Raw genomic sequence first — 10,139 nt, 5'->3', positions numbered from 1 at the left:
TGGGGGTGTGTGGGGGGGGGGGGGGGGGGGGTGGGCGCGTCGGTCCGCGGTGGCGGGGGGCGCGGGCGGGGGCCCCCCCCCCCCCGCCCCCCCCCCCCCCCCCGGCGCCCCCTCCCTCGCATTCGTCCACTGTGGAAGGTCTGAGATGGATACCGCCAACAGCAGCGCCGCGAACCCGTTGCGGGAGTGGGCGCTCTACGCCGCCGGGATGGGCTGGCACGTCTTCCCGCTCCGCCCCGGCACGAAGATCCCGACCGGGCACGCCGAAGCCCGCTGCCCCGGCACCGGCCGGTGCGCCGACGGGCACCAGACCCCGGAGAAGCGCGCCACCACTGACACCGCCGTCATCGGCGACGCGTGGGACCGCGCCCCGTTCAACATCGGCATCGCCACCGGCCCATCCGGGCTGGTCGTCATCGACTGCGACATGCCCAAGGATGGCGAGGACGGCCCCACCGGAGCGAACCGGCTCGAATGGCTCGCCGGTGAGTGCGGCGGACCGCTGCCCGACACCTACACCGTGACCACCCCGAGCGGGGGCATCCACCGCTACTACCTCGCTCCGCCCGGGTCCCGGCTGCCTTCCACCAAGGGCAAGGTGTGCCGTCTGGTCGACACCCGAGCGTGGGGCGGATACGTGGTAGGACCCGGGTCGGTCACCGAACAGGGTGCCTACGACCTCACCGACGACCGCGATCCGGTGGAACTGCCGGGCTGGTTAGTCCAGGCCATCGCCGAAAGTCCGTCTCCGGCCATCTCAGCGCCCGTTCAGATCCGCTCTGTCGCCCCGAGCACCTACGGGTCGGTGGCACTCGCGAACGAGTGCGGGCGCGTGCGAGCGGCGCAACCAGAGCAGCACAACGCCGTGCTGTCGTCCGCTGCCTACACCATCGGCCGCAAGGTCGGCGCCGGGCTGATCGACCACGCCACCGCCCGCGCCGACCTGATCACCGCCGCCGCCCACATGGTCACCGCCTCGTGCGACTGCACCGACCGCGAGATCGCCCGCGTCGTCGACGCCGGGCTGGCCGCCGGTGCCCGCAACCCCGTCGCCCACCGGAAGGACGCCGCCTGATGTACACGATGACGGACCTGTTCTGCGGTGCCGGGGGCTCCGGTCTCGGGGCCACGTCGGTGCCGGGGGTCGAGCTGATCATGGCGGCGAACCACTCGCCCCGGGCGATCGAGACCCACCAGCTCAACTTCCCCGGCTGCGCGCACGACTGCGCGGACATCTCGCAGGTGGAGCCGCGCCGCTACCGGCGCTCCAACATCCTGTGGGCCTCCCCGGAGTGCACCAACCACTCCATCGCCCGGGGCCGCAAGCACCTCGATGTGGCGCAGCCGGACCTGTTCGGCGACGTCGTGCCGGACCATGTCGCCGAACGCTCGCGGGCGACGATGTGGGACGTGCCGCGCTTCGCCGAGGCGCACCGCTACGACGTGGTGATCGTGGAAAACGTCGTGGACGCGGCGAAGTGGGCGCCGTTTAGGGCGTGGCTGATGGCCATGGACTCCTACGGCTACCACCACAAGCTGGTGTCGCTGAACTCCATGCACGCCCCCGCCATCGCCGCCCCGCGCGCACCGCAGTCACGGGATCGGCTGTACGTGGTGTTCTGGCGCAAGGGCAACCCCGCCCCGGATCTCGACATCCGGCCGGCCGCCTGGTGCCCCGGGTGCGACCGGGAGGTGGCCGCGGTGCAGTCGTGGAAGAACCCGGCCACCACCGTGGGCCGCTACCGGCAGCAGTACCTCTACCGGTGCCCGAACACCGCGTGCCGCAACGAGATCGTGGAACCCTACGCGCTCCCGGCCGCGTCGGCGATCGACTGGAGCCTGGCCGGGCAGCGCATCGGTGACCGGGAGAAACCCCTGTCCGGCAAGACGCTCGCCCGGATCGAGGCCGGGCTGCGCCGGTTCACCGGCCCGCAACTGGTCACCGCCGGGGGCTCGTGGAACGACGCCACCTACCCGGCCGGGCACCCGTTCCGCACCCGCACCACCCGCGAGTCCGAAGCGCTGCTGGTGCCCGTCGAGGGACGCGACGGCAAGCAGGCCACGCACTCCTCGGAGCCGATGCGCACGCAGACCACCCGGCGGGAAACCGCGCTCGTGGTCCCGTACTACGGCACCGGCGTCGCCCGCGAGGCGACACGACCGATGCCGACGATGACCACAGTGGACACCGCCGGGCTGGCGTTCGTCGCCGAACTGCGCGGCGGCCGCTCCGACGCCCGGCACGTGGCCGAACCGCTCGCCACCGTCTGCGCCGGAGGCAACCACCACATGCTGGTCCGCCACCAGCCGCCGGAGGAGAAGACGTCGGCGCCGGTGCCGGACGCGGTGCCCGATGTGGACGACTGCCGGTTCCGGATGCTCGCGGTGCACGAGATCCAAGCCGCCATGGCCTTCACCCCCGGCTACCAGGTCACCGGCAACAAACGCGAACGCGTGCGCCAGCTCGGCAACGGCGTCACCCCGCCCGCCGCCGAATGGCTCGTGCGCGCCGCCGTCGCCTCGCTGGAAACCCGGACCGCCCGCGCCGCCTGAACCACCCGCATCGGAAAGGAACGACGTCCCGATGACCAGCCCTGCCCGCCCGCTTCGCCAGGTGTATCCGCCGGACATCCCGCCCGGCGCGGACGAGTTCACCGCCCGCGCCGCGGCCGAGGTCGCCCGCGCCCGCGCGTGGCTGCCCACCGCCGACACCACCATGTTCGACTGCTACCTGGGGCAGATCGTGCGGCAGGTCGAACCCACCAGCGAGGCCGACCCGATCGCGATCCTCGCGTCGCTGCTGGCCTTCGCCGGGGTCCACCTCGGACAAGGCCCGCACGTGCGGGCCGGGGACGACCCCCACCCGCTGCTGGTCTGGCCGCTGGTCATCGGGCACACCGCCACCGGCAAGAAAGGAACCTCCTGGTCGGCCGCGCGCCGGATCATCCACGACACCGACCCGACGTTCACCACCGCCAACGTGAAGTCCGGCCTCACCTCCGGGGAAGGGCTCGCGCAGCGCTTCGCCCTCGACGACGACGGCGAGGCCCCCGGCGACCTCCGGTTGCTGGTGCTGGAATCGGAGTGGGGCGGGGTCATGGCCAAGATGAAACGCGACGGCAACAGCCTCAACGCCATCCTGCGCCAGGCATGGGAAGGCGGGGACCTCTCGACCCTGACCGTCAACGCGCGCATCGCCCCGGAGTCCCACGTGGGCATCGTCGCCCACATCACCCCCGGCGAGTTCAAGTCCAAACTGTCCGACGCGGACATGGCCGGGGGCACCTACAACCGGTTCCTGCCGCTGGCGGTGGCCTGGTCCAAGGCCCTGCCGCTCAGCCAAGGTGCCGCCCCCGAGCTGGTACGAGGCATCGCCACCCAGCTGGAGAAGCGCCTCGACGACGGCGGCCGGCTGGGGGTCATCGGCTTCACCAGCACCGCCACGCCGGTGTGGCGCAACCTCTACCTGGAGTTCAACACCGACACCACCGGCCACCACCCGCACGTCCAGCAGTTCATCTCCCGCGCCGTCCCGAACTGCCTGCGCATCGCCGCCATCCACGCCGCCCTCGACGGCCAGCACGCCATCCACCCCGAACACCTGCACGCCGCCGCCGCGCTCGTGCGCTACTCCATCGCCTCAGCACGAGCCCTGTTCACCGACACCGAAACCCCCGCCCGCCTCGCCGCCTACATCGCCGAGGCCGGGGACACCGGCCGCACCCGCACCGAAATCAACCGCAACCACTTCGCCGGACGCCCACCCAAAGACCTCACCGCCATGCTCACCCAACTCGTCGACGCCGGACGCATCACCACCGGCACCCGGCCCCGCGCCGACGGCAAACCCGGCAAACCATCCGAGGTCTACATCGCCCGCGCCCCCACGCGCCGCACTTAGCGCACTTACGCACTTAGCCCCTGACCAGCACAAACACACACACCTAAGTACGCACCCCGCGCACTTAGCTCCCAGCAAAACCCCAGGTCAGCCCCTAAGTACGTAAGTGCGCAGAGTACGCACCACCCAGACCGCCACCACCCACCCATCCGACCACTCCACCCCAAGGAGACATCTGTGTTCATCGCAGCGACCACCGCCCGCGCGATCTTCGGAGAACCGACGGCATGGCTGCACACGAAAAGCTCACCATTGACCAGGTCTGCACCGAACTGGACGTAGCTCGCTCGACCTTCGATGACTGGCGCGCCAAGGGGACTGCGCCGCGTTGCATCAAACTCCCGAACCGTCAACTTCGCATCCGCCGCATCGACCTCGATAGCTGGCTTGAGTCCCATTTGGAGGCTGCCTGATGGCTGAAAGCTACCGGGTCCAGGTTTGGGCCATCATCACTCGCAAGAACGCCAAGGGAAAGGTCACGAGCTGCCGCGTTCGCTGGAAGGTCGGTACCAAGGAGTTCGGCGACAGCTTCAAGGTGCGCGCGCAGGCGGACAGTTTCCGCGCCGGGCTCATCTCCGCTCAGCGTGATGGTGTTCGGTTCGACCTGACGACGGGATTGCCTGTCGAGTGGGGAAACGCCACCGCCGACATGACGTGGTTTGAGGCGACGTACCGCTATGTCGAAATGAAGTGGCCGGATCTGGCCGCCACTGCGCGACAGACGACTGTGGAAGCCCTGATTCGGGTTTTGCCCGCGTTCGTTCTTGATAAACCTGGCTGTCCGGAGGCGTCACAGGTGCGGTCGGTGGTGCGGCAATGGGGCTACAACCCGCCGCGGCGCACGGAAGAGAATGTCCCGACCAATGTCGCCAGTGTGCTCGAATGGTTGTCCCGCAACACGGCGAAAGTCGACTCAGCTACGGACCCGGAAGTGCTGCGTACCCTGCAGCGCGCCGTGACGCAACGACTCGATGGGGAACCGTATGCGCCCACGGTGGCCCGCCGCACCCGCTCAGTGCTGTCCAATTTCCTTGACTACGCGAAGGACGAACTCAAGGTGGTGGACACCAACCCACTCCAGGATGTGAAGTGGACGAAGATGCCGAAAGGGAAACGCAAGATCGACCGACGGGCTGTACCGAACCCTATACAGGCACGCACATTGCTACGCACGATTGGCGAGACCCCGCGCAGCGGGAAGCGTCTTCTCGCGTTCTTCGCGTCCATGTACTTCGCCGCGCTTCGACCGGAGGAAGCTACCTACCTCGGAAAGGAACACCTTGCTCTGCCGCCACCGCGGCGTAACCCGGAGACGGGGGAGGACGAGTACGACTGGGGCACGATCTACCTGGAACGCGCCCGCCCCTACGTCGATGCACTGTGGACGGACACCGGAACGGTCGGGGAGGATCGCCCGCTGAAATCGCGGGCGCCCGGCGATGTCCGACCAGTGCCATGCCCGCCAGAGTTGACCGGAATTCTGTGGCGCCACATCGAATGCTTTGGCTATGGGCCGGACGGCCGCCTGTTCGTCGGCGAGCAGGGAGGGGTCCTTTCGCGGGTGACCTACGGCAAGGTGTTCCGCGCCGCTCGTGAGGCGACGTTCAGCGCGGAAGTGCTACGCGGGCCGTTGGCGCGACGCCCGTACGACCTCCGCCACGCCGCCGTCAGCACGCAGCTCGCCGCCGGTGTGTCAGCCGCGACGGTGGCCGACTGGGCGGGGCAGTCGATTGCCGTGTTGCTGGAGGTCTACGCGAGCTTCCTCGACGGTGGCGAGCAGGCCGCTCGGCAGCAAGTCGAAAGCGGGCTGGGCTCCCGGCGCTGAGTGTGGCCGCACATTGGCCGCTGATGACCGTAGATGGCCGTGGTCCACCGGGGATAGCCGGGAATGACGCGAATCGGCCCCTACCGCTTTTGTGCTGGTAGGGGCCGGTTTTGCGTGTTCAGGTGGGGTGCCCTCGGCAGGATTCGAACCTGCGACACCTGCCTCCGGAGGGCAGTGCTCTATCCCCTGAGCTACGAGGGCGTCTCGTTGCTGGAGCAAGCTTAGCGCATGCCTGCGCGTGGTCGTTTCGCTGGGGGCCCTACGTGCCGAGCAGGGAGACCGATGTCCGCTGCCGACGTGGGAAGCGCGGATGGCTGTCGCTGGCGGGGCGCCGGTGCTCGCTCCGGTTTTGGGCACCTCACCTGCGAAACGACGGCCGCAGGTAGTTCCCGCCCGGAGTCGCCTCTCGCTGTGCGTGACGCCACAGCGTGGGATCGCCTCGGCTGGGGGATAGGGCGGGAGTGCCGTTCTCCGGTACCGTGCAGGAGCCGAGGTTAGGGTTACCTTTCTTAGCGGTATGCGCATGCGGCCATACGCGAGCGGGAGGCTGGACGATGGGCCACGGACACGGGCACGGTCATGGGCACGCCACCGCGACGGCGAGCGCGTCCGGGCGTTACGTCCGCGGGCTGGTGGTGGCGCTGGCGATCGGTGCCGGGTTCATGGTGCTGGAGGTCGTGGTCGGGTTCGCGACCGGCTCGCTCGCGCTGATCTCCGACGCGGCGCACATGTTCACCGACGTGCTCGGCGTCGGGATGGCGCTGGCCGCGATCCTGCTCGCCCGGCGCAGCGGGCCGACGTTCAGCCGGACGTTCGGGCTCTACCGCGCCGAGGTGCTCGCCGCGCTGGCGAACGCGCTGCTGCTGTTCGGCGTCGCCGGGTATGTCCTCGTCGAGGCCATCGGCCGGATCTCCGACCCGCCCGCGGTGCCCGGCCTGCCGGTGCTGCTCGCCGCGGCGGCCGGGCTGGTCGCGAACATCGTGTCCTTCCTCGTCCTGCGGGCCGGCGCGCGGGAGAGCCTCAACGTCCGCGGTGCCTACCTCGAGGTGCTGGCGGACCTCATCGGCTCCGTCGGGGTGCTGTTGTCCGGGCTGATCACGCTGCTGACCGGCTGGCGGTACGCCGACCCGATCATCGGTGTGGCGATCGGCCTGTTCGTGCTGCCGCGCACCTGGACGCTCGCCCGCCGCGCGCTGCGGATCCTGTTCCAGCACGCGCCGCACGGGGTGGACGTCGCCGCGATCAGCGCCGAACTCGCCGCGCTGCCCGGGGTTTCCGACGTCCACGATCTGCACGTCTGGACGCTCACCTCCGGAATGGAGGTCGCCTCGGCGCATTTGACGGTGGCGTCCCCGGCCGAACAGTCGGGCGTCCTCACCGAGGCGCGGAATCTGCTGGCCGACCGGTATTCCATCGAGCACGCGACGTTGCAGGTCGAAGCTCCGCAAAGTGCGCGCCGGTGCCAAGAACTCACCTGGTGACCCGATCGGGGCGGGGTGACAAATTCGTGAATCTCGTTTGGCAGGCACGTCGAAAATTGTGTGCACGTGCGGTTTCGTGCCCGGATACCCCGGCTTGACACCCTTCCGGCGCCGGTGCCATCGTTGCGCCGTCCCGGTGTGACACAAGCACAACGCGAGGGTGTGCGAGGGTGACCGAATCGACGGCCTTGTCCGCTCCCGGAGCTGTCCGGGATTCCGGTAAGCCGCCTGAGCTGGCTAGGATTCCCGTTTTTTCGATAGCGGGCGCCGTGGTCATTGTGCTGCTCGTGACAAATTCTTTCGGCGGTTACTGGAACGACGAATACTATTTCATCGTCGCGGGCCGTCATCTCGCGTGGAGTTATGCGGATCAGCCGCCGCTGGTGCCCTTGCTCGCGGGCGCGCTCGACGCGGTGTTCCCCGGTTCCGAATGGGCGCTGCGCCTGCCGTCCACGCTGATGGCCGGCGTGAGCGTGCTGGTCGTCGCGCTCACCGCGCGTGAACTCGGCGGCCACCGGTGCGCGCAGGTCGTCGCCGCGGGCGCGTACGCGGTGAGCGGGTGGCTACTGCCGTCCGCGCACTGGCTGACGACGTACGCGATCGATCCGTTCTGGTGGCTGCTGGTGAGTTGGCTGGTGGTCCGCTGGACGCGGAAACACGCTCAGGGCCTCCACGACGACCGGCCACTGCTGTGGGCCGGGATCGTCACCGCCGTCGCGCTGCAGACGAAGTACCTCATCCCAGTGCTGTGGCTGGCCATCGGGATCGGCGTGCTGATTTCCGGGCCGCGGCCGCTGCTGTTCCGCCCGTCGCTGTGGGCGGGCGCGCTGATCGCGATCGGGTCGGCCGTGCCGGGGCTGGTCTGGCAGGCGGCGCACGGCTGGCCGTTCCTGCGCTTCAGCCAGACCGTGAGCGCCGAGTCCGATCGGACGGCGACGCTGGTGAGCCCGCCCTTGTACGCGGGCGCGCTGGGCACGCTGCTGCTCGTCTACGGGCTCTGGCGGCTGTTCCGGGCCGCCGAACTGCGGCCGTACCGGTTCCTGGCGTGGACGTTCTTCGCGGTGGTCGGGATCGTCACCGTGGTCGACGGCCGCGCCTACTATCCCGTCGGGCTCTACGGAACACTGATCGCCGCCGGCGCCGTCGAGTTCGCGCGACGCGACCTGGCGCGCTGGTGGACATGGGTGGCCTGGCCCGCGTACGCGCTTTCGGCGTGTGTCGCGGTCTGGACCATGCTGTACCTGGCGTCCACTGTGGACGTCCTGAGTGGACGGCACGGGGTCCAGCCTGCGGCCGATCTCTACCACCGGGCCCTCACTCCCGAACAGCGGGCGCACACGGTGATCGTGACCGACCTCTATCTGGAAGCGGCCACCTTTGACCATTTCCAGCGTGAGCTGGCGCTGCCGGAGGTCTACAGCCCGCATCGCGGCTATCGGTACTTCGGCACGCCCCCGGACGACGCCGATGTCGTGCTCTACGTGAGCACGTGGCCGAATCTTCGTGCCCTGGACCCGTATTTCACCCGGGCACAGTGGATCGGCGCGGACCGCCTCGGTATTTCGCTGTCCGTGCTGAGCGGGAGGCGACAGCCATGGTCCGAGATCTGGCGGGAACTCGAACCCGACGCCGTGGTGCCGCGTTAGCCGCGCTTCGCGAGGGTGTAGCGCACGACCTGGCGCATCACGATGCCGCCGCCGGGCTCGCGAAGCCGGTCGAGTTCGTCGAGGACTTCGGAGCGCACCCGCTGCTGTAGTTCGTCCGGCACGAACTCCCAGAACACGCGCTGACCGTGGGACAGCGACCAGTCGATCCACTGCTCCGGGCCGGAGAAGGCGATCGGGTACTCCCGGGTCACCGAGGAGATCGTGGTGAAGCCCGCGGTGCCGAGCGCGCGTTCGAAGTTCTCCGGGGAAACCACGGGACTTTCCGGGTTCACCATCGCCCAGATCATCGCGGGCGGCACGAACGGCCGGAACACCCGCTCGACCCCGGACCAGCGGGGATCGTTGCCGCCGAACATCGTCACCCCGAGCCGCCCGCCCGGCTTCAGCAACCCGTGCCAGGCCCGCAGGCCGGCGACCGGATCCGGCAGGAAGAACACCACCGCCGAAGCGAGCACGACGTCGAAACTCGCGCCCGGCAGCGTGGGTTCCTGTGCGTCCATCACCTCGGCGGTGACATTGGCCAGGCCTCGCTCGCGGATGTCCCGGACGGTGCGTTCGATCATCCCCGGCGAAAGGTCGATCCCCGTCACCCGCCCCTGCGCGCCGACACGTTCGGCGGCGGGAAAGAGCACCGCGCCGCGGCCGCAGCCGACGTCGAGGACCTGTTCACCCGGCTTGAGGCCGACGTCTTCGAGCAGTTGCCGCGCGAAAACGGGGAAGAACTCGACGCCGACCGCGTCGTAGGTCTCCGAGGACCGGTCGAACAATCCCGCGACGGATTCCCGGAGATCGGTTTCGCTCATCGGCCAAGCCTAACCGCCGGAACGTAGATTTTCCTTGCTGTGCAACGGAAACCCGCGTTCTTGTGCCGCGCGTCCGGACGCTCACGGCGGCGATGCTCACCCTCGTCACAAAAGCGCCCCGTCGGTCCACGGACCGTGCCCACCGAGCCGACGCCGCGAACGTTCACGTTGCGGGCGGGAGGCACAGAGGGACGCCCTGGGTGCGTTGGGTGCGACGGGGGCGTCCCTCGGTGCGTCGAGCGCACCGCGGGCGTCCCTCGGCACATCGACGCACATCGACGTGGGAGCGATGCCGCGAACGACGCGTACGCGACGTTGAGCGTCCCGAACGCGTCGTTCAGGACGCGCCAGCGGCCCCGCGCGAGCGCCCGGAAAGGCCGTGAAGGCCTCCTTCGCAGCGCTTAACGCTGTGAAGGAGCTGTCTCTTTAAAACAACAGAACCTGCCGACGACAATGCAAGTG

General features: G+C 69.2%; 8 protein-coding genes and 1 tRNA gene. 7 read left to right on the top strand and 2 right to left on the bottom strand.

What is annotated here, in order from left to right; translation table 11 throughout:
* The first annotated feature begins 145 nt into the window (after positions 1–145).
* The 5 genes from ACFWX1_RS39190 to ACFWX1_RS39170 all read left to right on the top strand — a co-directional run bounded on the left by ACFWX1_RS39190 (position 146) and on the right by ACFWX1_RS39170 (position 5,726).
* A complete protein-coding gene (locus ACFWX1_RS39190) occupies positions 146–1,075 on the top strand; it encodes a bifunctional DNA primase/polymerase (RefSeq protein WP_378394917.1) in 930 nt (309 codons plus the stop codon).
* The gene (locus tag ACFWX1_RS39185; protein WP_378394916.1) at positions 1,075–2,553 is read left to right on the top strand and encodes a DNA cytosine methyltransferase; all 1,479 of its coding nucleotides are present in this window, start codon (positions 1,075–1,077) and stop codon (positions 2,551–2,553) included. Before ACFWX1_RS39190 ends, ACFWX1_RS39185 begins: the two co-directional genes overlap by 1 nt.
* 31 nt (positions 2,554–2,584) lie before the next feature.
* Positions 2,585–3,901 (top strand): DUF3987 domain-containing protein, encoded by a 1,317-nt coding sequence (locus ACFWX1_RS39180; RefSeq protein WP_378394915.1) that lies wholly within the window; start codon positions 2,585–2,587, stop codon positions 3,899–3,901.
* 227 nt (positions 3,902–4,128) lie between these two features.
* Entirely contained in the window at positions 4,129–4,314 is a 186-nt protein-coding gene (locus ACFWX1_RS39175; RefSeq protein ID WP_378394913.1) for a helix-turn-helix transcriptional regulator, read from the top strand.
* On the top strand, positions 4,314–5,726 hold the full coding sequence (locus tag ACFWX1_RS39170) for a tyrosine-type recombinase/integrase (RefSeq protein WP_378394912.1): 1,413 nt from the start codon (positions 4,314–4,316) through the stop codon (positions 5,724–5,726). Before ACFWX1_RS39175 ends, ACFWX1_RS39170 begins: the two co-directional genes overlap by 1 nt.
* Before the next feature lie 128 nt (positions 5,727–5,854).
* Here the strand turns inward: ACFWX1_RS39170 and ACFWX1_RS39165 are convergent.
* Positions 5,855–5,927, bottom strand: a tRNA-Arg gene (locus ACFWX1_RS39165).
* A 353-nt stretch (positions 5,928–6,280) separates the two neighbouring features.
* On the opposite strand from ACFWX1_RS39165, the gene ACFWX1_RS39160 reads away from it, so the two are divergent.
* Both ACFWX1_RS39160 and ACFWX1_RS39155 read left to right on the top strand, forming a co-directional pair.
* Positions 6,281–7,207, top strand: a complete 927-nt coding sequence (locus ACFWX1_RS39160; protein ID WP_378394910.1) for a cation diffusion facilitator family transporter — start codon at positions 6,281–6,283, stop codon at positions 7,205–7,207.
* A 287-nt stretch (positions 7,208–7,494) separates the two neighbouring features.
* A complete protein-coding gene (locus tag ACFWX1_RS39155; RefSeq protein WP_378394909.1) occupies positions 7,495–8,853 on the top strand; it encodes an ArnT family glycosyltransferase in 1,359 nt (452 codons plus the stop codon).
* On the opposite strand, the gene ACFWX1_RS39150 is transcribed toward ACFWX1_RS39155, so the two are convergent.
* Positions 8,850–9,677, bottom strand: coding sequence for a class I SAM-dependent methyltransferase (locus ACFWX1_RS39150; RefSeq protein WP_378394908.1), 828 nt, complete (start codon positions 9,675–9,677; stop codon positions 8,850–8,852). The genes ACFWX1_RS39155 and ACFWX1_RS39150 overlap by 4 nt on opposite strands.
* Between the last annotated feature and the right edge of the window lie 462 nt (positions 9,678–10,139).

Source organism: Amycolatopsis sp. NPDC059021 (assembly GCF_042739895.1).
In the GTDB taxonomy this organism is placed as follows: Bacteria; Actinomycetota; Actinomycetes; order Mycobacteriales; family Pseudonocardiaceae; genus Amycolatopsis.
Note: the sequence above shows the minus strand (reverse complement) of the source record. Positions and strands in the feature narration are given on the sequence as shown.

What these genes read in the sequence shown, in the direction of transcription:
- ACFWX1_RS39190 (WP_378394917.1), top strand. Translation starts at nt 146, where the DNA reads ATGGATACCGCCAACAGCAGCGCCGCGAACCCGTTGCGGGAGTGGGCG.
- ACFWX1_RS39185 (WP_378394916.1), top strand. Translation starts at nt 1,075, where the DNA reads ATGTACACGATGACGGACCTGTTCTGCGGTGCCGGGGGCTCCGGTCTC.
- ACFWX1_RS39180 (WP_378394915.1), top strand. Translation starts at nt 2,585, where the DNA reads ATGACCAGCCCTGCCCGCCCGCTTCGCCAGGTGTATCCGCCGGACATC.
- ACFWX1_RS39175 (WP_378394913.1), top strand. Translation starts at nt 4,129, where the DNA reads ATGGCTGCACACGAAAAGCTCACCATTGACCAGGTCTGCACCGAACTG.
- ACFWX1_RS39170 (WP_378394912.1), top strand. Translation starts at nt 4,314, where the DNA reads ATGGCTGAAAGCTACCGGGTCCAGGTTTGGGCCATCATCACTCGCAAG.
- ACFWX1_RS39160 (WP_378394910.1), top strand. Translation starts at nt 6,281, where the DNA reads ATGGGCCACGGACACGGGCACGGTCATGGGCACGCCACCGCGACGGCG.
- ACFWX1_RS39150 (WP_378394908.1), bottom strand. Translation starts at nt 9,677, where the DNA reads ATGAGCGAAACCGATCTCCGGGAATCCGTCGCGGGATTGTTCGACCGG.